Consider the following 24,375-nt stretch of genomic DNA (forward strand, 5'->3'; position numbering starts at 1 on the left):
CCCGCCCCACCGCGGTCGCGGCTGCGCCGCTGCGCTCGAGCATCCGACGTGCGTTGTGTCGGGGCGCCGGGGGAGTAGCGTCGGCTCCATGGCAGCGCCGGTAATCGAGACCCGGGCGCTCGACAAGCGATTCGGGCGCGTTCGGGCGCTCGATCAGCTCGATCTCGTCGTTGAGCGCGGAGATGTGCACGGCTTCCTCGGGCCCAACGGCGCGGGCAAGTCCACCGCCATCCGGGTGCTGCTCGGCATGCTGCGTGCGACCGGCGGGGAGGCAAGCGTCTTCGGCATGGATCCCTGGCGCGACGCGGTCGAGATCCACCGACGCGTCGCCACGGTGCCGGGCGACGTCACCCTCTGGCCGAGCCTCACGGGCGGTGAGGCGATTGACACCATCACGCGGCTGCGCGGCCACCGCGCCCCCGCATCCGACCGGCAACGACTCATCGAGGCATTCGACTTCGATCCGCGACGCAAGGCGAAGACCTACTCGAAGGGCAACCGGCAGAAGGTGGCGCTCATCGCGGCGTTCGCGAGCGAGGCAGAGCTGTACATCCTCGACGAGCCGACCAGCGGGCTCGACCCGCTCATGGAGAGCGTCTTCCAGGCAGAGATCCGTCGCGTCGCCGACCGCGGCGCGACCGTGCTGCTCTCGAGCCACATCCTCAGTGAAGTCGAGCAGCTGTGCTCGCGCGTCTCGATCATCCGCGACGGGCGCATCGTGGAAGCCGGCACGCTCGACCAGCTGCGGCACCTGCAGCACACCGTGGTCGCCTACCGCGGCCCGGCGCCGCTCGGGCTGCCGCTCACCGACGTGCAGGTCGACGGCGAGCACGTGCGCGGCTCGGCAGCAGGGGTGGATGTGCCCGCCGTGCTGCGCTGGCTGGGTGAGCGCGAGGCGCAGGCAGTCACGCTCACGCCGCCGAGCCTGGAGGAGCTGTTCCTGCGCCACTACGGCGACGAGGCGCGGGTCGAGGCCGCGCGCGGTGAGCGTGCGATCGGGCTGTCGCACGCGACCGGAGAGCCGACCGATGCGACGGCTGCGCCCGCGCCGGCCGGGCCATCCTCGAACCCGCATGCGGATGTCGAGGCGGGCGCGGGCAGGCCGGATCGCCCGCCGCATGGCCGCCATGCGCGGTGATCGGGCAGTGACGCCATGCTGACCGGGACCGGGCTGCTCCTGCGTGCGGCGCTGCGCCGCGATCGCCTCCTGGTGCTGCTGTGGGTGCTCGGCATCGTGGGGCTCTGGGCAGCGGTGCTCGGCGGGCTGGGCGCCGCCTTCGATGAGCAGGCGCGCCGCGGACTGGTGGCGCTGCTGTCGGCGCAGCCGGGGCTCCTGCTGCTGCGCGGGGCACCCGCCGGCACGAGCCTCGGCGCCGTCATGTTCGTCTCCGTCTATGCCTACCTCGCCGTGATGGTGGGCTTCATGATGACGTTCTTCGCCGTGCGGCACTCCCGCGGTGACGAGGATGCCGGGAGGGCCGAGCTGGTGCGCGGCACGGCGGTCGGTCGCTGGGCGCCGCTGCTGGCGACCCTGCTCGCGGGATTCGTGGAGCTCGTGATCGTGTGCGGCGCGATGCTCGCCGTGTCGCTGGCGATGGGCCTCGAGGCGACCGGGTCGTGGCTGCTCGCCGGGGCGCTCGCCGGTGTCGGCCTGCTGGCGATGCTCACGGGGCTGCTGGCGGGGCAGGTGTTCCCGACCTCGCGCTCGGCCAACGGCGCCGCCGCGATGGTGATCGGGCTCTGGTTCCTGGTGCGCGGCGTCGGGGATGCCCTGGGCGAGCCGAGCGCCGACCTCAGCCGGGTGACGTCGGCCTGGCTCGCGTGGCTGTCGCCGATCGGCTGGGGCGCGCAGACGCATCCGTTCGTCGACGAGCCATGGGCGCCCGACGGCACGCCGCTGCTGCTGTTCGTGCCCGCGGTGCTCGCGCTGCTGGCGATGGTGCTCGCGCTCGAGGCGCGCCGCGAGCTCGGTCGCTCGCTGCTGCCCGATCGCTTGGGGAGCGCGACCGGCAGCGCGCTGCTCGGCTGGCATCCGGCGGGCGCACCCACCGGGCTCGCGCTCCGGCTGCAGCGCGGAGCGATGCTCTCGTGGGCGATCGTCGCCGCGGTGCTGGGGCTGGTGACCGGTCGCCTGGTACCCGTCATCGCGGAGGCGCTGGACGACATCCCGCAGATGCGCGCCATCATCGCGCAGCTCGGCGGCGAGACGGGCGGCGACAGCGAGACGCTGTTCCTCGTCGCTCTGGCTGCGATCGTCGGTGTGGTCGCCAGCGCAGCCGCGATGCAGGGCGTGCTGCGGCTGCGGCACGAGGCGCTCGTGCGCGGCGAGCTGGTGCTGGCCACGACCGTGCCCCGCACCGGCTGGCTCGCGAGCCACCTTGCCATCGGCGCACTCACCGGAGCGCTCGTGCTGGCCGTCTTCACGGTGGTCGCCGGCGCGTCGATCGCGCTCGACGGGGAGGAACGCTGGGCCGTGCTGCGAGACATCGCGCTCACGCATGTGCCGCTCGTGCTCGTCTACCTGGCGGTGGGCGCGGCGCTCGTCGCGTTCCTGCCCTCGACGGTGGCGTGGCTCGGGTGGGTGCTGCTCATCGGTCTGCTGCTGGTCGGCGACTTCGCGCCGCTGCTGGGTGATGCATGGCAGTGGCTCGAGAACCTCAGTCCCTTCCACTGGGTGGCGAACCCGCTGGAGGCGGATCCCGACTGGACCGGCAGCTGGTGGCTGCTCGGCATCGCGGCGGTGCTGCTGGTCGCGGCGGTATGGCGCTTCCGGCGGCGCGACGCGCTCGTCTGATTCGCCGCTTCGGCTCGATCGATCAGTGGCGCCCGAGGCGCATCCACGCGTCGGAGCGCGCTCGCAGACCGAGCGTGGTGGCCCGGGCGCCGAGGTAGCCGAAGGAGAACGCGCCCCAGATGACCGCGAGTGCGTTCCAGCCCGGCAGGAGCGCGAGCAGCAGCAGCGGCAGGTAGACGAGCAGGTTCAGCACGCCCGTCCAGGCCAGGTAGCGCACGTCGCCGGCGCCGATCAGCACGCCGTCGAGCACGAAGACGTACCCGGCGATGGGCTGCGCGAGCGCGAGCAGCACGAGCGCGATGGGCAGCGCCTCGAGCACCGCCGCATCGCTCGTGAAGGCGCCGCCGAGCACCCACGCGACGGCGAGCAGCAGGGCTCCCACGACGCAGCCGAAGCCGAGGCCCCAGGCCTGCAGCCTTCGGGTCACGGCGCGTGCCGCGCCCGCATCGCCCGACCCCAGCGCCTGGCCCAGCATCGCCTGGCCGGCGATCGCGAGCGCGTCGAGCGCGAACGCGAGCGTCGAGAACAGCGCGAAGGCGATCTGCGTCGAGGCGAGCGTCGTGGTGCCGGCCTGCGTCGCCACCGCGGTCGTCGCCAGCAGCGCGGCGCGCAGCGACAGCGTGCGCAGGAACAGCCAGCCGCCCGTCGAGGCGGTGCGACCCAGATCGCTCCAGTGGATGGCGAGCGACACCCCTTCGCGGCGGGCCTCGCGCACCGCGAACCACAGGAAGAACGCCGCCATGCCCCACTGCGCGATGACCGTGCCCAGCGCGCTGCCGGCGACGCCCAGCCCGAGGCCGTAGATCAGCACCACGTTGAGCACCGCGTTGGCGGTGAAGCCGATGGTCGCGACCACGAGCGGCGTCTTGGTGTCGAGCAGCCCGCGCATCAGGCCGGTCGCGGCGAGCACGATGAGCATCGCGGGCAGCCCGAGGATCGAGATGCCGAGATAGACGGCGGCATGCTCGGTGACGGCGGGCGCGGCGCCGAAGACGGCGACGAAAGGGCCTGCGAGCGGGGCGGTCAGCAGCAGCAGGCCGCCGGCGACGATCGCGAGCCAGATGCCGTCGAGGCCCGCGCGGATCGCCGCTGGCCGATCGCCGGCGCCCAACAGCCGCGCGACAGCTGGCGTGGTGCCGTAGGCGAGGAAGATCAGCAGGCCGACCGCGGTCGAGAGCACCGCGACGCCGATGCCCACGCCAGCGAGCTGCTCTGCGCCCAGGTGACCGACCAGGGCGGTGTCGACCAGCAGGAAGGCCGGCTCAGCGATGAGCGCGCCGAGCGCGGGGATCGCGAGGTGCAGGATCTGCCGATCCAGCGCATCCGGCTTCAGTCGCACCGCTCCACGCTACCGACCCCGCGCCCCACCCCGTCCGTCAACCGGCCTCCTGGTCTGGCAAGCCAAGAGCGCGGCTCCCAGACCAGGGGCCCGGTCGACGGACGGCGGTGGCGCGACGGAGGGCGCCCAGGCGTGCCGCGTACGCTGGATCGCATGACGCTTCTGCCCTCCGGCCTGCCCGTCGACGACTTCAACGCCGACATCCGCCCCCAGGACGACCTCTTCCAGCACGTGCACTCGCAGTGGCTCGCACGCAGCGAGATCCCCGCCGACAAGGCCCGCTGGGGCTCGTTCGCGGTGCTCGCCGAGGCTGCCGAGGCGGCGGTGCGCGAGATCGTCATCGAGATGCAGGACGCCGAGCCGGGCACCGATGCCCGCAAGGTCGGCGACCTGTACGCCTCGTTCCTCGACGAGGATGCGGCCAACGCGAAGGGCATCGACCCGATCCGGCCGCTGCTCGAGCGCGTCGAGCAGGTGAGCGACATCGACGGTATGCTCGCGCTCCTCGGCGACCTCGAGTCGATCGGCGGCCCCACGTTCGCCGCCCAGTGGGTCGACACCGACCCGGGCGACCCCACGCGCTACCTCGTGCACCTGAACCAGGGCGGCATCGGCCTGCCCGACGAGTCGTACTACCGGGAGGATGCGTTCGCCGAGATCCGCACCGCCTACCTGGCGCACCTGCAGACGATGTTCGAGCACCTCGGCGCCGAGAACGCCGAGGCCGAGGCCGCCGTCGTGTTCGCGCTCGAGACCGAGCTCGCGAGCCACCACTGGGATCGCGTCGACAGCCGCGACGACGAGAAGACCTACAACCTGCAGCGCGTCACCGACGAGCACCCGCGGCTGCGGGCGTGGCTGCAGGCGATCCACGCGCCGGCCGGCACCTACGACGAGGCCGTCGTGCGCCAGCCGAGCTTCTTCGCCGGGCTCGCCTCGCTGCTCGTGGACGAGCGCATCGAGGAGTGGAAGTCGTGGCTGCGCATGGGCATCCTGCGCTCCTTCGCGAGCTACCTCAGCACGCAGATCTCGCGCGACCAGTTCGCGTTCTACGGCACCGCGCTCACCGGCACGACCGAGCAGCGGGAGCGCTGGAAGCGCGGCATCTCGCTGGTCGAGGGCATGCTGGGCGACGCGATCGGCAAGATCTACGTCGAGCGGCACTTCCCGCCGGAGGCGAAGTCGGCCATGGATGTGCTCATCGAGCACCTCGTGGTGGCCTACCGCTCGTCGATCCAGGAGCTCCCGTGGATGAGCGAGGAGACGCGCGAGCGCGCCTTCGAGAAGCTCGGCAAGTTCACGCCGAAGATCGGCTTCCCGGTGCGATGGAAGGACTACGCCGCGCTCGAGATCGGCGACGACCTGGTCGCCAACGTGCAGGCCGCGACGCGCTTCGAGCACGATCGCGAGCTCGCCAAGATCGGCAAGCCGATCGATCGCGACGAGTGGTTTATGAACCCGCAGACCGTCAACGCCTACTACAACCCGGGCTTCAACGAGATCGTCTTCCCGGCCGCCATCCTGCAGCCGCCGTTCTTCGACGCGCACCGGGATGCGGCGGCGAACTACGGCGCGATCGGTGCCGTCATCGGGCACGAGATCGGGCACGGCTTCGACGACCAGGGCTCGAAGTACGACGGCGACGGCCGGTTGATCGACTGGTGGACGGATGCCGATCGCGCGGCCTTCGAGGAGCGCACCAGCTCGCTGATCGCGCAGTATGACGCGCTCGAGCCGGACGCGGCGCCCGGCCACAAGGTGAACGGCGCGCTGACCATCGGTGAGAACATCGGCGACCTCGGCGGCCTCGGCATCGCGTGGAAGGCATACCTGCACTCGCTCGCGGGTGAGGAGCCGCCGGTCATCGACGGCCTCACCGGCGCGCAGCGCTTCTTCCTGTCGTGGGCCTACGCCTGGCAGATGAAGATACGGCCGGAGGAGGCCGTGCGCCTCGTCTCCGTCGACCCGCACTCGCCCAACGAGCACCGCACGAACCAGGTGGTCAAGAACATCGACGCATTCGTCGAGGCGTTCGGGGTGCAGCCGGGCGACGGCCTATGGCTCGACCCGGAGGCGCGCGTCACGATCTGGTGATCGTCGGATCTGTCGACCGCTCAGGCGCGGGGATCAGCGCGCCCAGGCGTCGCGCGGTGAACAGGCCGAACGACGCCATGACGGCGATGACCGCGCCCAGCACGATCCATCCCGGCACGCCGAGCACGGTCGTCCAGAGCACATCGGCACCCGACGGCAGGAACAGCAGCGTGGTGCCGGTCACGGTGTTGATCGCGCCGTGCGCGACGGCCGCGACCCAGACGTTGCGGCAGATCGCGCGCAGCCAGTGCAGCAGGGTGCCGACGAGCACGCAGAAGACGATCATGCTCAGCAGGCCAATGAGATCGGGCCGGGCGAAGTTGTAGCCGAGCAGGATGACCGGCGCATGCCACACGCCCCACAGCACGCCTGACAGCAGGCTCATGCGCCAGAACCCGAGCGGGCTGAGCGCGGACTGCAGGAACCCGCGCCAGCCCAGCTCCTCGCCGAACGCGGGCACGGCGCTCACGAGCGTGTTGAGCGGCAGTGCGAGCACCGTGATGAGCAGCAGGGCGGATGGGTCGAGGTCGTCCGGCAGCGTGGCCGCGACCGCGCTCATGCTCCAGTCGAGCTGCACCCAGCCGAGCGCCTGGGCCAGCAGCAGCGCGCCCATGGCGAGCAGGAGCCAGACGACCGGCGCCAGCAGGATCACGAGGATCGATCGGCGCACGGGCCGGAACGGGATCAGGCCGAGGAAGCGGGCCCGGTGCGACGGCCGCAGCACGAAGAACGTGACCACGAGCGCGGCGATCGCGGGCGTGGCCATCATCACGGTGGTGAGCGGCAGGAACAGCGGGGACTCGAGGCCGCCGGTCAGCCAGGTGGGAATCTGCACCAGCCACGCGAGCGTGCAGGCCAGCGCGGCGAACAGCGCCACTGCGCGCCAGGGCACGCGCTGCGGGTCGAGGGCGGTCGGCGTCGTCATGGCTCCATCCTCGTCGGCGGCGAGCGCCTGCGCATCCGGCCCGCGTCGGAGTGCCGGCTCCGCCGAGCGGGGGAGCGCTCTGGCACCGACAAGGGCGGAACGAGGCGAACCGCGTGCGGATGCGCAGCAACCTGAGAGCGCACCCAAGCGCTCCGTCGGTATCGTGGTGTCGACCGGCCAGCGTTCGCTGGCAAACCAACGGCAGGAGCGAACATGCGCGGCAAGATCCTCTTCGTGGTCGGACTCGGCACGGGCTACGTGCTCGGAGCCAAGGCTGGCCGTCAGCGCTACGAGCAGATCGCGGGAGCGGCCGACAAGGTCTGGAACTCCCCTTCGGTCACGAAGCAGCGGCACGAGGTGCAGCACTTCGTCGAGACGCAGGCCCCGAAGCTCATGGAGTCGGCCTCTGACGTCGCCACCGGCGCGATCGACAAGGTCTCCAAGCGCAAGGGCTCGTCCAAGGGTTCGTCGAAGCGATCGTCCAAGGGCGGCGCAGGCGGCACCGGGAGCACAGGATCGAGTGGTGCCTGATGGCGCCGCGGAAGCCGTTGGGCGACCTCGTCGCTGAGATCCCCAAGCTCATGATCGACCTCGTCAAGGCCGAGATCGACAACCTCAAGGCCGAGGTGGCGGGGAAGGCCAAGGGCATCGGCATCGGCGGAGCGCTGCTCGCCGTCGCGGGGCTGCTCGGGATCTTCCTGCTCAGCTGGCTGCTGTACGCCGCCTTCGAGGGTCTCAACGTGGTCTTCGCACCGTGGCTCTCGGCGCTGCTGGTCTCGGCGTTCCTGCTGGTGCTCATCGTCATCCTTGCGCTCGTCGGCATCTCGTCGATCAAGAAGAACAAGGACTTCAGCAACCTCGAGGCCGTCGACAGCATCAAAGACGACGTCAACATGGTGCGCGGCCTCGGCCACGCGGCAGACGGCAGCGACCCGCTGGACGACCTCGACACGACCGGGGTGCACCGGACCGGCGGCGACACCACCCGTGCCGCCACGACCGGCGGCGACACGACCGGTGCCGACACGAATGGAGCACGGCGATGACCGAGCAGCGCGAAGTGGACCGCAAGCGCGAGGAGCTGCGTCAGCACCTCAACGAGCTCGAGGATCGCGTCAACCCGAAGAAGGTCGCAGACCGCGCGGTGGGCAAGGCACAGGACTCCTACAACGAGGACCCGACGCCGTGGATCGCTGCGGCGGCCGGCATCGCGGTGGTCATCATCGGCGGGATCGCGCTGGCCGTCTTCGGGCGGCGCTAGGCCTCGGCGACCAGCTGCGGCAGCTGCCGCAGATTTCGGGCGACCATGCCGCCCAGCTCCCACGCGGACTGCGGCTCGGTGGCGTTCATGATCGCGTCGTAGGTGACGGTCTGGAAGACCAGATCGGCCAGCGCAGCGAGCGCTAGCGCGCGGTCGATGTCGGCGTCAGGGAAGCGCGCGCGCCACGGATCCGCGTAGGCGGCGAGCGCGCGAGCAGCGCTATCGTCATCGGCCCAGCGACCGAGATGGCTCGCGTCGAGGAACGGGTGGCTCACGCAGCCGTCCGTCCAGTCGAAGATCCGCAGCGTCGCGCCATCCCACGCGACGTTGCCCAGGTGCAGGTCGCCGTGCGCGAGCGTGTCGGGGATGCCGGTGCCCCAGAACGCTCGCACGAGCTCCATCGCGGGCGCCGCCGCCGTGCTGAGGGCGAGCCGCTCCGCGTCGCTGAGCAGCGCGAGTTCTGCGCTCCCCTCGAGCACGCGCTCGAACGCGGTGATCGTGCTCTCGAGGCCGCGATCCGGAAAGCCGGCCGCCAGCAGCTCCGGCACGCGCCCGATCGTCGCAAGCTGCGCCGCGGCCCAGCGGCGAGCGGTCTCCAGCGCAGCGCCCTGCGCCTGCTCGTCCTCCTCGGCGCCCGCGAACGGCTCCATGAGCACCCATCCCTCGGTCGCCTCGATCGCGACGAGCTCCGGCACGAGCGCAGGCAGCATGTCGGACACCGCGGCATGGATGCGCGGCTCGGCGCGGAAGTGCGCGCACGGCGCCTTGCACCACAGCGTGCCGTGCTCGGTCGGCACGCGCACGACCGCCGAGATGCTCCAGACCTTGTAGGGCTCCACTGGGCCCGTGCGACGCCGCCCGCGCGGCTCGAGCACGGAGTCGAGCCACGCCTCGAGCACGTCGAACCACCCTGCTCGGAACCAGTCGGGCCGTCCGGCGGGCGTCCGCGCGGGATCGAGCTCGTCGACCGCACGTGCGACGACGATGGCGAGCGCGGCATCGGGCAGGGCCTCGGGCACGATGAAGGAGCCGACCGCGCGCGCGTCGGCTCGCGTGCCGACGAAGTGCACGAGGCGCCCATCGGCGAGCTTCGCGGTCGGAGCGATGGGGATGTCGGCGTCGACGAGCGCGAGCACCTCGGCCAGCGTGTGCCCGTCCTCGACCCCCGGCAGCGTCGGCAGCGAGCCGTTCGCGTCGACGAGCACGCCGCCGTGCACGAGGAGCGCGACGTGCTCGACGGCAGCTGTCATCGCGCTAGGCGACAGGCTGCGCTGCGTGCTCGTGCAGATCGCGGCGCGACACCTCGAGCGTGGCGAGATCGACACGCACCGCGGTCTCGGGAGCCATGCGCTGCCAGCCCTCGCCGGTGAGGCCGCTCGAGGTCACGGCGATGGCGCCGTCCTCCGCTCGCCGCCACGACAGCTGGTAGTAGTGGTCGATGTGATCGGCCGGCAGGTCGTCGCCGAGGCCCGACTCCTCGAACAGGTCGTGCGGCACGGGCGCACCCGCATTCGCGTGCGTGGCGATGAGCTCATCAGGTGAGAGCACCAGCAGGTTGAGCGCCGCTGCCGGGAACTCGCGGCGGATCTCCGCGACGGTCGAGGTCACGGCGTCGAAGAGCGGCTCGCCCGCCTCGTGTCGACGCAGGATGAGCGCGAAGACCATGGCGGTGTCGGTCTCGCCGCCGACGCGGGCAAGCTCGGCATCCGTCACCTTCTCGCGCAGGCGCGAGATCGGCGTGATCGAGCCGTTCTGCGCCAGCACGATCTCGCCCACCCGGAACGGATGCGTGTTCGCCACCCGGGTCGCGAGGCCCTCGGTGGCCAGGCGCAGATGCGTCAGCCGAGCGCGCGTCGGGGTGTCGATGAGGGCGTCGGTGAGATCGGCGTTGTCGAGGCCGCGGGCGGCGTCTCGGTAGCGGCGCACCTGGTCGCCATCGAGCCACGCGGTGCCCCAGCCGTCGGTGTGCAGGCGGCCCAGCCGCTGCCACTCCTGGCAGGAGGCATCGCCGATGACATCCCGGGTCGTGGCAGGGGTCGGGGAGACGTGCGCGAGCAACCGACACATATGCATCCCCTCCGTTTCCTCCTCCATTCTCTCGCATGCGTCAAGCGGGCACCGCGCGAGCCGTCACAGTCGGTCACATTCGGGCCTGCGCCGCAGGGCCGGGGCGATTGCTACGCCACGTGACGGCGTCGGCGTGCGCACGGCGCCCAGGGTTCGTAGCGTCAGCGGCATGACCACGAGAGCCCTCCCCGTCGAACTCGACAGCATCGGCCGTGCCTTCGCGCAGGGCCGCACGTCGCGCACCGTGCTCTCCGATGTCGATCTGCGGGTCGGCGCGGGAGAGATCGTCGCGATCCTCGGGCCCTCCGGCTGCGGCAAGTCGACGCTGCTGCGCCTGATCGCAGGCATGGACGCCGCCGATGCGGGCGCCGTGCGCATCGCCGGCGTGCCCGCGCTCCCCGCTGATCAGCGCGTCGCGGTGGCATTCCAAGAGCCACGACTGCTGCCGTGGCGGACGATCACGCGCAACGTGGCACTCGGCCTGGCCGATCACGGCCGATCGCGCGCAGGCCTGGCGCGGGTCGACGAGCTGCTCGACCTGGTCGGGCTCTCGGATGCCGCGGGCCTGCGACCGCGGCAGGTCTCCGGCGGCATGGCGCAGCGGGCCTCGCTCGCCCGCGCACTCGCCCGTGAGCCGGGCGTGCTCGTGCTCGACGAGCCGTTCGGTGCGCTCGACGCACTGACGCGGCTGGCGATGCAGGAGCTGCTGCTCGATGTGCACGCGGCCGAGCCGCGCACGATCGTGCTCGTCACCCACGACGTCGATGAGGCGCTCCGCCTAGCCGACCGGATCGTGCTGCTGGGCCCAGCGTTGACCACCGAGGGCTCGACCGTCGTGTCGCTCGTCGACGTGCCGGGCGAGCGGCCGCGCGATCGCGGCACCGCGGCGCTCGGCGAGCTTCGCGCCCAGCTGCTCGAGCGGCTCGGCGTGCCGCGCAGGTCCACGCCGAACGCACTCGTCCCCGACCACGTACCGAACACCGTCGACCAGGAGGTCCTCGCATGATTCCCACACGAACCACAGCCATCGGCGCCAGCCTCGTCGCGGCGGCGATGCTCGTCGGCTGTGCGGGCGAGGGCTCGAGCGTCGCCCCGCAGCAGAGCTCGACCGGCGACCCCGAGGCCGGCTGGAGCGCCGACACGCTCGACATCGACTTCGCAACCTACAACCCGCTGAGCCTCATCATCAAGGAGCAGGGATGGCTCGAGGATGCGACGGCAGGCGAGGTCGCGGTCAACTGGGTGCAGTCGACCGGCTCGAACAAGGCCAACGAGCTGCTGCGCGCTGGCGCCGCCGACGTCGCCTCGACCGCCGGCTCCGCCGCGCTCCTCGCTCGCGCGAACGGCCTGCCCATCCGCACGATCGATGTCTACTCCCAGCCCAACTGGTCGGCGATCCTGGTGCCCGCCGCATCCGAGGTGACCGAGGTCTCGCAGCTGCAGGGCGCCTCCATCGCGGCGACGAAGGGCACCGACCCCTACTTCTTCCTGCTGCAGTCGCTGGCGGCGGGCGGGCTGACGGCAGCCGACGTGCGGGTGCAGAACCTGCAGCACGCCGACGGGCTCACGGCGCTGCAGTCGGGCGCCGTGGAGGCGTGGTCGGGGCTCGACCCGATGCTCTCGTCGTCGCTCGCCGACGGCAGCGCGCGGGTCGTCTACGACAACATCGACTTCAACTCCTACGGATTCCTCAACGCCACCGAGGAGTTCCTCGAGGCTTCGCCAGATCTGGCGCAGCTCGTCGTGGACGCCTACGAGCGGGCGCGCGAGTTCGCGATCGCCGAGCCCGAGGAGACCGCCAGCATCCTCGCGGAGGTCGCCGGCATCGATCCGGAGGTCGCGACCGCCGTCATCCGCGATCGCACGAACTTCGAGCTGGATCCGGCGCCCGGCGACGCCCAGCGGCAGGTGCTCGAGTTCATCGGGCCGATCTTCGTCGAGTCGGGCGACGTCACCAGTCAGGACGCCGTCGATGCGGCGCTGGACTCGCTCTTCGAGCCGCGGTTCGCCGACGCGGCCGACCCGGGCTCGTTCTCGTGACCGCCGTGCTGGAGTCGCCCTCCACCAGCCGCGTCGGTGCCCGGCGCGCAGTCCCGACGTCTGCGGTGCTGGCCGGCGCGATCGTGCCGGTGGCGCTGCTGGCGCTGTGGTGGGCGACGACGGCACTCGGGCTCGTGCCGCCGCATCGGCTGCCGCCGCCCGCGGCGGTGCTGGACGCCGGGCTCCAGCTCGCCGACGACGGCGCGCTGTGGCGGCACATCGGCATCTCGGCGCAGCGCGTGGTGCTCGGGTTCGCGATCGGGGCGACCGCCGGGCTGGCGCTCGGGGCGCTCGTGGGCCTCTCGCGCGGGGCCAACAGGCTGCTCGGGCCCACGGTGGGCGCGTTCCGCGCCGTGCCGTCGCTCGCCTGGGTGCCGCTGCTCGTGCTCTCGCTCGGCATCAACGAGGATTCCAAGGTGGCGCTGATCGCCATCGGCTCGCTCTTCCCGGTCTTCACGACCGTTGCCGGGGCGCTCCGGCATGTGGATCCGCACCTGGTGGAGGCGGGCAGGGCCTTCGGGCTGCACGGCGTGCGGCTGCTCGCCGCCGTGCAGCTGCCCGCAGTCGTGCCCTCGGTCGTGTCGGGCCTCCGCCTCGCGCTCGCGCAGGCATGGCTCTTCCTCGTCGCAGCCGAGCTCATCGCCTCATCGATGGGGCTCGGGTTCCTGCTGATCGACTCGCAGAACAACGGGCGGGTCGACCGCATCCTGCTCGCGATCGTGCTGCTCGCCCTGCTCGGCAAGGCGACCGACGCGCTCATCGGCGTCGCGGAGCGCTGGCTGCTGCGTCGCTGGCTGTGAGTCGTCGCGACCGGATCGCACCCGCGTGACTACCCTGGGCTGGTGCCTGACGACCCGACGATCGCGCTGACCGAGGAGCAGCTGGCGATCGCTGAGCGGATCGAGCAGGGCAACGATCACCTGTTCATCACCGGCCGCGCCGGCACCGGCAAGTCGACGCTGCTGCGGCACCTCACCGACACCTCGAAGAAGCAGATCATCGTCTGCGCGCCGACCGGGGTCGCCGCGCTCAACGTCGGCGGCCAGACGATCCACTCGCTGCTGAAGCTGCCGCTGGGCGTCATCGCCGAGGCACCGCTGCGGCAGAGCGCCGAGCTCAAGCGCATGCTCGGCAAGCTCGATCTGCTCGTGATCGACGAGATCTCGATGGTGAATGCCGACCTGATGGATGCGATCGATCGATCGCTGCGCCAGGCGCGGGGCGTGCGCTCGGTGGCGTTCGGCGGCGTGCAGGTAGTGATGTTCGGCGACCCGTACCAGCTGGCCCCCGTGCCCGGCGATGCCGAGGAGCGCGCCTACTTCGCCGACCACTACGACTCGATGTGGTTCTTCGACGCCCGCGTGTGGCGCGAGGAGCGGCTCGAGGTGGTCGAGCTCGTGCACATCCACCGCCAGACCGACCTGGAGTTCAAGCAGGCACTCAATGCGGTGCGGCACGGCACGGTGACCGCCGAGATCGCCCAGTTGCTCAACGATGCGGGCGCTCGGACGCCTCCCGGCGACGACGTGCTGACGCTCGCCACGCGCAACGACACCGTGTCGCGCATCAACTCGCGGGAGCTCGCCCGTCTCTCCGGCAGGTCGAAGACCGCGGTCGCCGAGGTCTCCGGCGACTTCAGCGGTCGGCAGTACCCGGCGGATGCCGAGCTGCAGCTCAAGATCGGCGCGCAGGTGATGTTCCTGCGCAACGACTCGGCCGGCCGCTGGGTGAACGGGTCGCTCGGCAAGGTCGTCGACATCGGGGGCACCGTCTGGGTGGAGGTCGATGGCGAGCAGCACGAGGTGGAGCCGGCCGTGTGGGAGCAGTTCCGCTACTCCTACTCGCCGACGACGAAGGAGATCAAGCGGGATGTGGTCGCCGAGTTCACGCAGTTCCCGCTGCGGCTCGCGTGGGCCGTGACCATCCACAAGTCGCAGGGCAAGACCTTCGACCGCGCCGTCGTCGACCTCGGCTCGCGCGCGTTCGCGCCCGGGCAGACCTATGTCGCGCTCTCCCGCCTCACGTCGCTCGCCGGCCTCTACCTCACGCGCCCGCTGCAGCCGCGCGACATCATCGTCGACCAGCGCGTGCGCCGCTTCATCCACGAGGTGCGCGAACGCGATGCCGCACGCGCCGCTCGAGACGACCTGCGCGACGCCCCGGCACCAGGCGCCTCGAGCGCCTCGGCGACGGGGCCGGCTGCGCAGAGTCCGTCTACGCAGAGCCCCGCCGCGCCGGCGGAGACCGCCGCCGAGGAGGACACGCGCGATCGCATCGATGCCGGATTCGCGCCGGGCGGGCCCACGCCGTTCTAGCAGGCCGGGCGCGGCGACATCCGGCGACTGCCGGGCTGTCAGGCCGTCTGCGACTCGGCGGCGTGATCGATGACCGGCAGCGCGGCGAGCGCGCGCAGGAACCGCGTCGCGGCACGACGATCCTCGCTGGTCATTGCCGCCGCCACCGCGAAGCGCCGCGCGTGGTCGCGCCCCACGGTCGCCGTCGCCGCGGCGCGCGTGTGCTCCGTGACGACGAGCGAGAGCGCCCGGCGGTCGGTCGGGTGCTGCGACCGACGGATGTGGCCGGCGCGCTCGAGCCGGTCCAGCAGCTTCGTCACCGACGGCCCCGTGATCCCCAGGTGCGCGGCGAGCATGGTCGATGTGACGACGCTGCCGTCGCGCGTCACGGCCATGATGAAGCGGATCGCCCGCATGTCGTTCTCGCCCAGCTGCATGAAGCGGCGGCCCGCAGCGCTGTGCTCCTCGGCGACCTCGTGCCAGCTGCGCAGCGAGTGGAAGAGATCGACGATCTCCTCCACGTCGTCGTCGCCGAGACCCAGCTCGGTCACGAGCTGCGAGGTGGCGTCCATCCGGCGCGGATCGAGCATCGCGCGCTCGCGTGCGTGCTGCGGCGGCGTGCGGGTCATGCCCTCATCCTAGGCGCGTGACTCATTATTGCCTTGGCTAAGTATTGCTAGGCTGTCTACATGTCGCCCGCGCCCATCGCCGCACCCGAGCTCGTGATCCTGCTCGACGACGACGGCCAGCCGATCGGCACCGCCGACAAGGCCACGGTCCACAGCACCACGACGCCCTACCATCAGGCCTTCTCCTGCCATGTGCTCGATGCGGATGGGCGGATGCTCGTGACGCGTCGCGCGCTCGGCAAGGTCGCGTGGCCCGGGGTGTGGACGAACGCGTGCTGCGGGCATCCGGCGCCCGACGAGCCCTTGGAGGCCGCGGTGCGCCGCCGACTCGAGCAGGAGCTCGGCGCGGTCGCCGACGAGCTGGAGCTCGTGCTGCCCGACTTCAGCTACCGCGCGGTCGATCCGAGCGGGATCGTCGAGCACGAGCAGTGCCCGGTGTTCTTCGCCCGGGTGACCGGGTCGCTGCAGCCGCACCCGGATGAGGTCGTGGAGTTCGAGTGGGTGGAGCCTGAGCGGCTCGGCGTGGCCATCCGCGCGACGCCCTGGGCGTTCAGCCCGTGGCTGGTGCTGCAGGCCGAGCAGCTGCCGGCGCTCGCGGGGGCATCGTGATCCCGGTCGAGGAGCCGACGCTGCTCGCCGAGGTCGAGGAGTGCATTCGGCAGCTCGCGACCCCGACCGCCTCGCACCCCGTGCAGCTGGCGGCCTCCCACGCGGTGCACGGCGGCAAGCTGCTGCGACCGCGCCTCGTGATCGCGGCAGCCGGAGAGCGCGGCGATCGCGAAGCCGTGGTGCTCACGGCGGCGGCGATCGAGCTGCTGCATGCTGCGCTGCTGGTGCACGACGATGTGATCGACGACGACGACGATCGCCGGGGCGTGGCGTCGGTCGCGCGCGCCTCCCGCGAGGCGGCCGCCGCCTCGGGCATCACCGCGCGCGTCGCGGCACGGCTCGGCCTCACCACCGCGATCGTGGCGGGCGACGCGCTGCTCGTCCGCGCGCTCGCGGCGATCGCGCGCCTCGACGTCCCGCTCGAGGTGCGCGTGCAGCTGGTCGACATCATCGAGCGCGCAATGCTCCGCGCCGCCGAGAGCGAGCACGATGACGTGCTGCTGGCGGGGCGCGAAGCCGATGAGGGCGTGATCCAGCGGGTGCTGGAGGGCAAGACGGCCGACTACTCCTTCCGCGCGCCGCTCGAGCTCGGTGCCGTGCTCGGAGGTCGCAGCCCGGCCGCGATCGCAGCACTCGGCGAGATCGGCCTGCGCTTGGGCGTGCTCTACCAGCTGCGCGACGACGTGCTGGGCGTCTTCGGCGACGAGCAGCACACCGGCAAGAGCGTGCTCAGCGACATCCGCGCCGGCACCCCGACGCTGCTCTCGGCCCTCGCGCGTCGCGACCCGTCGTGGGAGCGCATCGCGAGCGACTACGGCGATCCCGCCGCCGACGCCGACGCCGCCGAGCGCGTGCGGCGGGTACTGCGCGAGAGCGGCGCGCTCGCGTCGATCGAGCAGCGCATCGGCGAGGGCAGCGCGACGCTGCGGAGCCTGATCGACGTGGCCCCGGTCGACGAGGCGCTGCGGGCCGAGCTGCGGCAGATCCTCGAGCGCTGCGTGGAGCGCACCCGATGACCGGGCTCGAGCTCTACTCCGCCACCGCCCGGCGCGCGAGCGGGGCCGTCATCAGCGCATACTCCAGCTCCTTCGGGCTCGCGAGCCGGCTGCTGCCGCCGGGCATGCGCGGCGACATCGAGACGGTCTACGCGCTGGTGCGGGTCGCCGACGAGATCGTCGATGGCCCGGGCGCCGAGGCGGGACTCGACACCGCGGCGTGCGGCGAGGTGCTTGACGCCTTCGAGCGCGAGGTCATGCGCGCCATGCGCACGGGCTTCAGCGCCGATCTGGTCGTGCACGCCTTCGCGGAGACGGCTCGCCGGGTCGGCATCGACGAGGGCCAGACGGCGCCGTTCTTCGCCGCCATGCGCCGCGATCTCGAGCCGGTCACGTTCCAGGACGAGCGCGAGCTGCGCAGGTATGTCTATGGGTCGGCCGAGGTCGTCGGGCTCATGTGCGTGCGGTGCTTCCTCGGCGGTCGCACGCTGCCGGACGCGCAGGCCCGCACGGTCGCTCGCGGCGCCCGCGCGCTCGGCCGCGCGTTCCAGGTCGTCAACTTCCTGCGCGACCTCGGTGCGGACGCCGACACGCTCGGCCGCGCCTACCTTCCTGGCGTGGATCCCGTCCATCCCACCGATGCCGCGATCGGTCGCGTGCTCGATGGCCTGGACGGCGATCTGCGCATCGCTCGGGCAACCATCGAGCTGCTGCCGCGCGAGGCGCGGCCCGCCGTGATCGCCGCGCACGACATCTTCGCGGCGCTCGCCCGACGGATCCGCGCGACGCCCGCCGCCCAGCTGCCGCATCGCCGTATCAGCGTGCCGAAGCTCGAGAAGGCGGGCATCGTCTCGCGTGCGGCGCTCGGCGCCGGCATCGCTCGAGCCTCCGCATCCCGCCCGATGCCGACGGCGGCCTCACGATGAGTCGCATCGTCGTCATCGGCGGCGGCGTCGCCGGCATCACCTCGGCCGGGCTGCTCGCGCGCGACGGGCACGACGTGACGCTGCTCGAGCGCCGGCCCGAGCTCGGCGGCCGCGCCGGCGCCTGGCGCTCGCGGGGCTTCACCTTCGACACCGGGCCGTCCTGGATGCTCATGCGCGAGCCGTACGAGCATGCGTTCCGCATGCTCGGGTCGACGCTCGAGCGCGAGCTCGAGATCGGGCGCCTGGATCCCGCCTACCGCGTGCTGTTCGAGGGCGAGTGCGAGCCCTTCGAGGTCTCCGGCGACGTCGAGACCACCATCGAGCGCTTCGAGGCCATCGAGCCCGGTGCTGGCGACCGGCTGCGACGCTACCTTCGCTCCGCGACCGAGACGGCGACGCTCGCGACCGGTGGACTGCTCTCCAACCGCTTCGACTCGGTCGGCTCGTTCCTGGGCCTCGGGCTGACGCGGCGGGTGCCGACGCTCACGCGCCTGCTGCTGCAGTCGCTCGAATCGCGCGTGGCGCGGGTCGTGCGCGATCCGCGCCTGCGACAGGTGCTCGGCTACCCCGCGGTGTTCCTCGGCACGGAGCCCCGGTCGGCGCCCTCGATGTACCACCTGATGAGCCACTTCGACCTCGTCGAGGGCGTCTGGTACCCGATGGGCGGCTTCACGAAGATCGTGGATGCGCTCGCGCGGCTTGCCGCGGAGGCGGGAGCCACGCTCCGCACCGGCGTCGGCGTGCGCCGCATCCTCGTCGAGGACGGCACGGCGCGCGGCGTCGAGCTCGACGACGGCGAGCGGATCGACGCCGACATCGTGGTCTCGGCCGTCGACGGCCATGCGACTGACACGCGACTGCTGGCGCAGGTGCCGAGCGTCGCGCGCCGGGGCCCACGCCGCTGGGCCGCCAGGGTCGCCGGGCCATCCGCCGTGCTCGTGATGCTCGGCGTCGACGGGCCGCTGCCGCAGCTGAGCCACCACACGCTGCTGTTCGCGAAGGACTGGCAGAGCGGCTTCGACCGGATCTTCGGCGCGGAGCCCGAGCGCGCGATCGACGGGGTCACCGATCCCGCCTCGCTGTACGTCAGCCGCACCTCCGCCACCGACCCCTCGGTCGCACCCGCGGGGCAGGAGGCGCTGTTCGTGCTGGTGCCCGTGCGCCCCGACATCCGGCTCGGGGCCGGCGGCATCGACGGCGCCGGCGACCCCGATGTCGAGCTGGTCGCCGATCGGGCGATCGCGCAGATCGCCGAGTGGACGGGCATCGACGACCTCGCGAGCCGCATCGTCACGCGGCGCACCATCGGCCCCGCCGACTTCGCGAGCGACTTCGACTCCTGGCGCGGCACGGCGCTCGGGCCGGCGCACACCCTGCGGCAGAGCGCCATGTTGCGCGGCTCGACCAAGCACTCGGAGGTGCGCGGCCTGCTGCTCGCCGGCGCGACGACCGTGCCGGGCATCGGGGTGCCGATGTGCCTGCTGTCGGCAGAGCTGGTGGTCAAGCACGTCCGCGGCGATCGATCGACGGGCCCGCTGCAGCCGCTCGACCCCGCGGTGCCGTCGTGATGCTCGCCTACCTCGGCGCCCTGCTGCTCGCGGCGCTCGGCACCGGCGCGATCGACGCGCGTTGGCGGCTGGCGATGTTCCGCGACACCGGCCGGGCGCTTGCGGCGGTCGGGGCCACGGCCCTGCTGCTGCTGCTGATCGACCTCGCGGGCATCGCCACCGGCAACTTCCGGCTCGGCGCCTCCCCGTGGATGACCGGCATCGAGGTGCTGCCGCACCTGCCCATCGAGGAGCTCGTCTTCATCGTCTTCCTCGCCTACGTCTCGCTCGTGGCCTTCGCCGGAGCCGAGCGCCTGCTGGCGGCCAGGCAGGAGCGCCGCGCATGAGCTACGCCCTGCTGCTCGCCGCACCGCTGCTGGCCACGGCGATCCTGGCCGTCAGCACCCTGCGCAGCGACCGCCGCGGCTGGGCCGCGCTCGCGCTGGCGGCCGCCGCGGTGCTCACGCTCACGGTCGCCTTCGACTCCCTCATGATCGCGATCGACCTGTTCCGCTTCGACGACGCGTTGCTGCTCGGGCTGCGGCTGGGGCTGGCGCCGGTCGAGGACCTCGGCTACGCGCTCATCGCGCTCTTCTCCGTCGCCGCTATCTGGCGGCTGCTCGGCCGGGCGCGAGCGCTCGATGCGGGAACGCGACGGGCGGATGCCGATGCCTGAGCGTCCGCAGCGCACCGCCGGCACCGGCAGCATCCGCCCGGATTCGCTCGCACGCCGAATGCTGCTCGCGTCGCGACCGGTGAGCTGGATCAACACCGCGTTCCCCTTCGCGGCGGCCATGCTGCTGACGACCGGCGCCATCGACGCGCGCCTGGTCATCGGCACGCTGTTCTTCCTGGTGCCGTACAACCTCGCGATGTACGGCATCAACGACGTCTTCGACTACGCCTCCGATGCCCAGAACCCGCGCAAGGGCGGCATCGAGGGTGCGCTGCTGCCGCCCGAGACGCACCGCGCGACGCTCGCGTGGTCGGCGGGCCTGGCGCTGCCGTTCGTCGTCGCGCTCGTCGTGCTCGGCTCCCCGGCTTCCTGGGCGGTGCTGGCCGTGAGCCTGTTCGCTGTCGTCGCGTACTCGGCCAAGGGGCTGCGCTTCAAGGAGGTGCCGGTGCTCGACTCGGTCACCTCGAGCACCCACTTCGTCAGCCCTGCCGTCTACGGGCTCGTGCTCGCGGGCGCCGAGTGGACGCCGCAGCTGGTCGCCCTGCTGGCTGCGTTCTTCTGCTGGGGGATGGCGAGCCACGCGTTCGGCGCGGTGCAGGATGTGCAGCCGGATCGCCAGGCCGGCATCCACTCGATCGCGACCGCGCTCGGTGCTCGCGGCACGGTGCGGCTCGCCATCGCCCTGTGGGCGGCGGCCGGCGTGCTGATGCTGCTGACGCCCTGGCCGGCCTCGATTGCCGCGGTCATCGCCGTGCCCTACCTCGTGCTGGCGGCGCCCTTCTGGAGCGTGCGTGACGACGAGAGCGCGACCGCGAATCGCGGCTGGCGGCGGTTCCTGTGGGTGAACTACGTGAGCGGCTTCGTCGTCACGATGGTGAGCATTGCGTGGGCGATGGGAGTGCGATGAACGGCAGACGGATCCTGGTGACCGGTGCGACCGGCTACGTCGGAGGTCGGCTCGCGCCGCGACTCGTCGATGCGGGCCACGAGGTGCGGGTGCTCGCCCGCGACCCAGGCCGCCTGCGTGGCGCCTCGTGGGCGGACTCGGTGGAGATCGTGCAGGGCGACCTCGAGGTGCAGGGCGACGTCGCTCGCGCGGTCGACGGGGTCGACGTGGTCTTCCACCTCGTGCACGCGATGGCGGCCGGCGGGGACTTCGCGAGCGCCGAGCTCGAGCAGGCACGGCACGTCGCGACGGCGGCCAAGGCTGCCGGGGTGAGCAGGATCGTCTACCTCTCGGGCCTGCACCCCGAGGGCGAGCAGCTCTCGAAGCACCTGGCGTCCCGCGTCGCCGTGGGGGATGCGCTGCTCGCCTCCGGCGTGCCGACGCTGGTGCTCGAGGCGGGCATCGTGATCGGCTCGGGCTCGGCATCCTTCGAGATGATCCGACACCTCACCGAGGTGCTGCCCTACATGCCCGCGCCCCGGTGGGTGCGCAACTTCGTGCAGCCGATCGCCGTGCGCGATGTGCTGCACTACCTGGTCGCGGCCGCGACGGTGCCCGACGACGTGCATGGCGCGTTCGACATCGGTGGGCCGGATGTGCTGCGCTACGGGCAGGTGATGAACGGCTACGCGCTCGAGGCGGGACTGCCGCAGCGACCGATCGCCCCGCTGCCGGTGCTGACGCCGTGGCTCGCCTCGCAGTGGGTGAACCTCGTGACGCCGGTGCCGCGAGCGATCGCGATGCCGCTGATCGGCTCGCTGCTGCACGACTGCGTGGTCGAGGAGCGCCGGATCGACGCCGTCATCCCGCCGCCGGAGGAAGGGCTGATGGGCTATCGCGAGGCCGTGCGGCTCGCGCTCGCGCGCGAGCGGGCCGGCGACATCGAGTCGAGCTGGCGATCGGCGTCGGCCGCCGGCGCACCGTCCGATCCGCTGCCGAGCGACCCGGCGTGGTCGGGCTCGACGGTCTACGAGGACGCGCGGGAGCGCACGACGAGCGCCCCGCCCGAGGCGGTGTGGGAGGTGGTCGAGGCCATCGGCGGCGAGCACGGCTGGTACTCGGTGCCGCTGCTATGGAGCCTGCGCGGCATCGCCGACCGACTGGTCGGCGGCGTGGGCCTGCGTCGCGGCCGCCGCGACCCGGCGCGGCTGCGCGAGGGCGACACGGTCGACTGGTGGCGCGTCGAGCGCATCGAGCGCGGCAGCCTGCTGCGCCTGCGCGCCGAGATGAAGGTGCCGGGGCGCGCGTGGATCGAGTTCCGGGTGGAGCCGATCGACAATGGCGGCTCCGAGCGCACGCGCTACAGCCAGCGCGCGATCTTCCTGCCCAGCGGGCTCACCGGGCGGCTCTACTGGTGGTCGCTGGTGCCCGCGCATCACGTGATCTTCGAGGCGATGGCGGCGCGCATCGTGGCGGCCGCGGAGGCGAGGGCCGCGGGATGAGGCTCTGGTCGCTGCATCCCGCCGCGCTGGATCGGCAGGGGCTCACCGCCTGCTGGCGCGAGGGCCTGCTCGCCCAAGCTGTGCTCGCGGGCCGCACGCGCGGCTACACCCGGCACCCGCAGCTGCTGCGCTTCCAGCAGCAGCCGGAGCCGCTCGAGAGCATCGGCGCATACCTGGCCGAGGTGGCGGCCGAGGCGGATGCGCGCGGCTACCGCTTCGACCGGGCGCGCATCGACCGCGTGCCGACCGACGGCAGGCCGGCGCCGCGCATCCCGGTGAGCGAGGGCCAGCTGGCCTTCGAGCTCGCGCACCTGCGGCGCAAGCTCACCGTGCGCAGCCCGAAGATGCCGCTGCCTGCCGTGCCGCTGCCGCATCCGCTCTTCACCGTCGAACCGGGGCCCATCGCCGAGTGGGAGCGCCCCGACCCGATCGTTCTTCCCGATGACCGCACACCGGCAGAGAGGTAGCACCGCCATGACCGCTTCCCACATGACCACCCCATCCACGGCCGAGCGCATCCGCCCGTGGGTCGTGCTCATCGCCCTGCCGGTGACGCTCGCGGCCGCGGCGCTCGGCTCCGGCGCCTTCGGCGGGCAGGAGGTGCAGGCCTCCTCCAGCGGCGCGCTCTCCGCCGACGCCACGCCGCTCGCTCCGGCCTCGCCCGCGTTCTCGATCTGGAGCGTGATCTACCTCGGTCTCGCCGCCTACGCGATCTGGCAGGTGCTGCCGAAGCAGCGCCACGATGCCAGGCAGCGCTCCATCAGCTGGCTGGCGACCGCGTCGCTGGTGCTGAACGCGACCTGGATCCTGTGCGCGCAGGCGGGCCTGCTGCCGCTCACGGTCGTCGTGATCGTGCTGCTGCTGGGTGTGCTTGCCGCCATCTTCGCGCTGCTGCGCCGCAGCGAGCCGCAGTCGATGGTGGAGGAGGTGCTGGTCGACGGCACGTTCGGTCTGTATCTCGGCTGGGTCTCGGTGGCGACGGTGGCGAACATCGCTGCGGCGCTCACGGCAGCAGGCTGGCGGCCCGAGCCCTTCGAGCCGCTGGCGATCGTGGTGCTCGCGGCGGTGGCGGTGGTCGGTGTCGCCATCACCCTGCGGGGTCGTGGCACCATCGCGCCGACGCTCGCCATCCTCTGGGGTCTGTCGTGGATCGGCATCGGCCGTCTCTACGATCAGCCCGCCTCCGTCACGGTCGCGGTCACCGCGGCCGTCGTGTGCGTCGTGATCGGTGCCGCCACGGTGATCGCGCGGCTGCGACGCGTCCCGACGCAGGACGCTCCGGTCACGGACGAGCCTCGTAGGCCAGCGCCCACGTCGTGAGGATGCGCTCGAGCGCGTCGCGGTCACGTGCCGGCAGCATCTCGAGCATCTGATGCTCCTGCGCCAGGTGCGCGGCGACCGCGTCGTCGATCCGTGAGCGACCGGTATCCGTCAAGCGCACGACGCGACCGCGCCCGTCGTGATCCGCGGCTTCGCGCGTGACGAGCCCCTTGCTCGCGAGGGCGTCGAGGCGCTTGGAGACCGCGCCCTTCGTCACCATCGTCTGCTCGGCGAGGGCGGTGGGCGCGAGCGCGAAGGGTGCGCCCGTGCGGCGCAGCGTGGCGAGGATGTCGAACTCGCCCTCGTTGAGGTCGAAGCGCCGATAGAGCCCGACGATCTCCTCAGTCGCCCGCTGCGTCACGCGGCTGAGCCGCCCGAAGATCCCGATGGGGGACGGGTCGAGGTCAGGCCGCTCGGTGCGCCACTGCTCGATGATGATTGCCACATGGTCGCGATCCATCCTTGCACTCT

26 protein-coding genes are annotated in these 24,375 nt (G+C 72.1%); 20 read left to right on the forward strand and 6 right to left on the reverse strand.

Features of this window, described 5'->3' with window-relative positions; all coding sequences use genetic code 11:
* The first annotated feature begins 88 nt into the window (after positions 1-88).
* Both ABG090_RS00365 and ABG090_RS00370 read left to right on the forward strand, forming a co-directional pair.
* Positions 89-1,138, forward strand: a complete 1,050-nt coding sequence (locus ABG090_RS00365; protein WP_347755315.1) for an ABC transporter ATP-binding protein — start codon at positions 89-91, stop codon at positions 1,136-1,138.
* A 15-nt stretch (positions 1,139-1,153) separates the two neighbouring features.
* Positions 1,154-2,794, forward strand: a complete 1,641-nt coding sequence (locus ABG090_RS00370) for a hypothetical protein (RefSeq protein WP_347755318.1) — start codon at positions 1,154-1,156, stop codon at positions 2,792-2,794.
* Between the two features lie 22 nt (positions 2,795-2,816).
* Here the strand turns inward: ABG090_RS00370 and ABG090_RS00375 are convergent, their stop codons facing one another.
* Positions 2,817-4,133, reverse strand: a complete 1,317-nt coding sequence (locus ABG090_RS00375) for an MATE family efflux transporter (protein ID WP_347755320.1) — start codon at positions 4,131-4,133, stop codon at positions 2,817-2,819.
* Between the two features lie 153 nt (positions 4,134-4,286).
* Here ABG090_RS00375 and ABG090_RS00380 point away from each other — a divergent pair, with 153 nt between their 5' ends.
* Positions 4,287-6,227, forward strand: coding sequence for a M13-type metalloendopeptidase (locus tag ABG090_RS00380; protein WP_347755323.1), 1,941 nt, complete (start codon positions 4,287-4,289; stop codon positions 6,225-6,227).
* Here ABG090_RS00380 and ABG090_RS00385 read toward each other — a convergent pair.
* On the reverse strand, positions 6,214-7,152 hold the full coding sequence (locus ABG090_RS00385; protein ID WP_347755326.1) for a CPBP family intramembrane glutamic endopeptidase: 939 nt from the start codon (positions 7,150-7,152) through the stop codon (positions 6,214-6,216). The genes ABG090_RS00380 and ABG090_RS00385 overlap by 14 nt on opposite strands.
* 213 nt (positions 7,153-7,365) lie before the next feature.
* Here ABG090_RS00385 and ABG090_RS00390 point away from each other — a divergent pair, with 213 nt between their 5' ends.
* Genes ABG090_RS00390 through ABG090_RS00400 form a run of 3 tightly spaced genes read left to right on the forward strand, consistent with a single transcriptional unit; the run spans position 7,366 to position 8,413 of the window.
* On the forward strand, positions 7,366-7,683 hold the full coding sequence (locus tag ABG090_RS00390; RefSeq protein WP_347755329.1) for a hypothetical protein: 318 nt from the start codon (positions 7,366-7,368) through the stop codon (positions 7,681-7,683).
* The gene (locus tag ABG090_RS00395; RefSeq protein WP_347755332.1) at positions 7,683-8,198 is read left to right on the forward strand and encodes a phage holin family protein; all 516 of its coding nucleotides are present in this window, start codon (positions 7,683-7,685) and stop codon (positions 8,196-8,198) included. Before ABG090_RS00390 ends, ABG090_RS00395 begins: the two co-directional genes overlap by 1 nt.
* Positions 8,195-8,413, forward strand: coding sequence for a DUF3618 domain-containing protein (locus ABG090_RS00400; protein WP_347755334.1), 219 nt, complete (start codon positions 8,195-8,197; stop codon positions 8,411-8,413). Before ABG090_RS00395 ends, ABG090_RS00400 begins: the two co-directional genes overlap by 4 nt.
* On the opposite strand, the gene ABG090_RS00405 is transcribed toward ABG090_RS00400, so the two are convergent.
* Positions 8,410-9,663, reverse strand: coding sequence for a phosphotransferase (locus tag ABG090_RS00405; RefSeq protein ID WP_347755337.1), 1,254 nt, complete (start codon positions 9,661-9,663; stop codon positions 8,410-8,412). The two genes, ABG090_RS00400 and ABG090_RS00405, sit on opposite strands and share 4 nt — an antisense overlap.
* 4 nt (positions 9,664-9,667) lie before the next feature.
* Entirely contained in the window at positions 9,668-10,480 is an 813-nt protein-coding gene (locus tag ABG090_RS00410) for a class II glutamine amidotransferase (protein WP_347755340.1), read from the reverse strand.
* A 169-nt stretch (positions 10,481-10,649) separates the two neighbouring features.
* Between ABG090_RS00410 and ABG090_RS00415 the strand changes: the two genes are divergently transcribed.
* Genes ABG090_RS00415 through ABG090_RS00430 form a run of 4 tightly spaced genes read left to right on the forward strand, consistent with a single transcriptional unit; the run spans position 10,650 to position 14,835 of the window.
* Complete coding sequence (locus ABG090_RS00415) at positions 10,650-11,486, forward strand: ABC transporter ATP-binding protein (RefSeq protein ID WP_347755343.1); 837 nt, start codon at positions 10,650-10,652, stop codon at positions 11,484-11,486.
* Positions 11,483-12,520: an aliphatic sulfonate ABC transporter substrate-binding protein gene (locus tag ABG090_RS00420; protein ID WP_347755346.1), complete on the forward strand. Its 1,038-nt coding sequence runs from the start codon at positions 11,483-11,485 to the stop codon at positions 12,518-12,520. Before ABG090_RS00415 ends, ABG090_RS00420 begins: the two co-directional genes overlap by 4 nt.
* A gap of 5 nt (positions 12,521-12,525) precedes the next feature.
* Complete coding sequence (locus ABG090_RS00425) at positions 12,526-13,320, forward strand: ABC transporter permease (protein ID WP_347757632.1); 795 nt, start codon at positions 12,526-12,528, stop codon at positions 13,318-13,320.
* A gap of 42 nt (positions 13,321-13,362) precedes the next feature.
* Complete coding sequence (locus tag ABG090_RS00430) at positions 13,363-14,835, forward strand: DEAD/DEAH box helicase (protein ID WP_347755348.1); 1,473 nt, start codon at positions 13,363-13,365, stop codon at positions 14,833-14,835.
* A gap of 38 nt (positions 14,836-14,873) precedes the next feature.
* Here the strand turns inward: ABG090_RS00430 and ABG090_RS00435 are convergent, their stop codons facing one another.
* A complete protein-coding gene (locus tag ABG090_RS00435) occupies positions 14,874-15,443 on the reverse strand; it encodes a MarR family transcriptional regulator (RefSeq protein WP_347755351.1) in 570 nt (189 codons plus the stop codon).
* 60 nt (positions 15,444-15,503) lie between these two features.
* On the opposite strand from ABG090_RS00435, the gene idi reads away from it, so the two are divergent.
* The 10 genes from idi to ABG090_RS00485 are packed head-to-tail and all read left to right on the forward strand — an operon-like array spanning position 15,504 to position 23,904.
* Positions 15,504-16,052 carry an isopentenyl-diphosphate Delta-isomerase gene (idi, locus tag ABG090_RS00440; protein WP_347755354.1) on the forward strand — a complete coding sequence of 183 codons (549 nt, stop codon included), beginning with the start codon at positions 15,504-15,506 and terminating at the stop codon, positions 16,050-16,052.
* A complete protein-coding gene (locus tag ABG090_RS00445; RefSeq protein WP_347755357.1) occupies positions 16,049-17,068 on the forward strand; it encodes a polyprenyl synthetase family protein in 1,020 nt (339 codons plus the stop codon). Before idi ends, ABG090_RS00445 begins: the two co-directional genes overlap by 4 nt.
* Complete coding sequence (locus ABG090_RS00450; protein ID WP_347755360.1) at positions 17,065-17,973, forward strand: phytoene/squalene synthase family protein; 909 nt, start codon at positions 17,065-17,067, stop codon at positions 17,971-17,973. Before ABG090_RS00445 ends, ABG090_RS00450 begins: the two co-directional genes overlap by 4 nt.
* Positions 17,970-19,541 (forward strand): phytoene desaturase family protein, encoded by a 1,572-nt coding sequence (gene crtI / locus ABG090_RS00455; protein ID WP_347755363.1) that lies wholly within the window; start codon positions 17,970-17,972, stop codon positions 19,539-19,541. The genes ABG090_RS00450 and crtI overlap by 4 nt, the downstream gene beginning before the upstream one ends.
* Positions 19,541-19,867: a lycopene cyclase domain-containing protein gene (locus tag ABG090_RS00460; protein WP_347755366.1), complete on the forward strand. Its 327-nt coding sequence runs from the start codon at positions 19,541-19,543 to the stop codon at positions 19,865-19,867. Before crtI ends, ABG090_RS00460 begins: the two co-directional genes overlap by 1 nt.
* Positions 19,864-20,196, forward strand: coding sequence for a lycopene cyclase domain-containing protein (locus ABG090_RS00465; RefSeq protein ID WP_347755369.1), 333 nt, complete (start codon positions 19,864-19,866; stop codon positions 20,194-20,196). The genes ABG090_RS00460 and ABG090_RS00465 overlap by 4 nt, the downstream gene beginning before the upstream one ends.
* Complete coding sequence (locus ABG090_RS00470) at positions 20,189-21,103, forward strand: prenyltransferase (RefSeq protein ID WP_347755372.1); 915 nt, start codon at positions 20,189-20,191, stop codon at positions 21,101-21,103. The genes ABG090_RS00465 and ABG090_RS00470 overlap by 8 nt, the downstream gene beginning before the upstream one ends.
* Positions 21,100-22,584 (forward strand): SDR family oxidoreductase, encoded by a 1,485-nt coding sequence (locus tag ABG090_RS00475; protein ID WP_347755374.1) that lies wholly within the window; start codon positions 21,100-21,102, stop codon positions 22,582-22,584. Before ABG090_RS00470 ends, ABG090_RS00475 begins: the two co-directional genes overlap by 4 nt.
* Positions 22,581-23,051 carry a pyrimidine dimer DNA glycosylase/endonuclease V gene (locus tag ABG090_RS00480; RefSeq protein ID WP_347755377.1) on the forward strand — a complete coding sequence of 157 codons (471 nt, stop codon included), beginning with the start codon at positions 22,581-22,583 and terminating at the stop codon, positions 23,049-23,051. Before ABG090_RS00475 ends, ABG090_RS00480 begins: the two co-directional genes overlap by 4 nt.
* Positions 23,052-23,073: 22 nt before the next feature.
* Positions 23,074-23,904 carry a tryptophan-rich sensory protein gene (locus tag ABG090_RS00485; protein ID WP_347755380.1) on the forward strand — a complete coding sequence of 277 codons (831 nt, stop codon included), beginning with the start codon at positions 23,074-23,076 and terminating at the stop codon, positions 23,902-23,904.
* On the opposite strand, the gene ABG090_RS00490 is transcribed toward ABG090_RS00485, so the two are convergent.
* Positions 23,867-24,364 (reverse strand): MarR family transcriptional regulator, encoded by a 498-nt coding sequence (locus ABG090_RS00490; RefSeq protein ID WP_347755382.1) that lies wholly within the window; start codon positions 24,362-24,364, stop codon positions 23,867-23,869. The two genes, ABG090_RS00485 and ABG090_RS00490, sit on opposite strands and share 38 nt — an antisense overlap.
* Between the last annotated feature and the right edge of the window lie 11 nt (positions 24,365-24,375).

The organism is Agrococcus sp. ProA11 (genome assembly GCF_039880525.1).
In the GTDB taxonomy this organism is placed as follows: domain Bacteria; phylum Actinomycetota; class Actinomycetes; order Actinomycetales; family Microbacteriaceae; genus Agrococcus; species Agrococcus chionoecetis.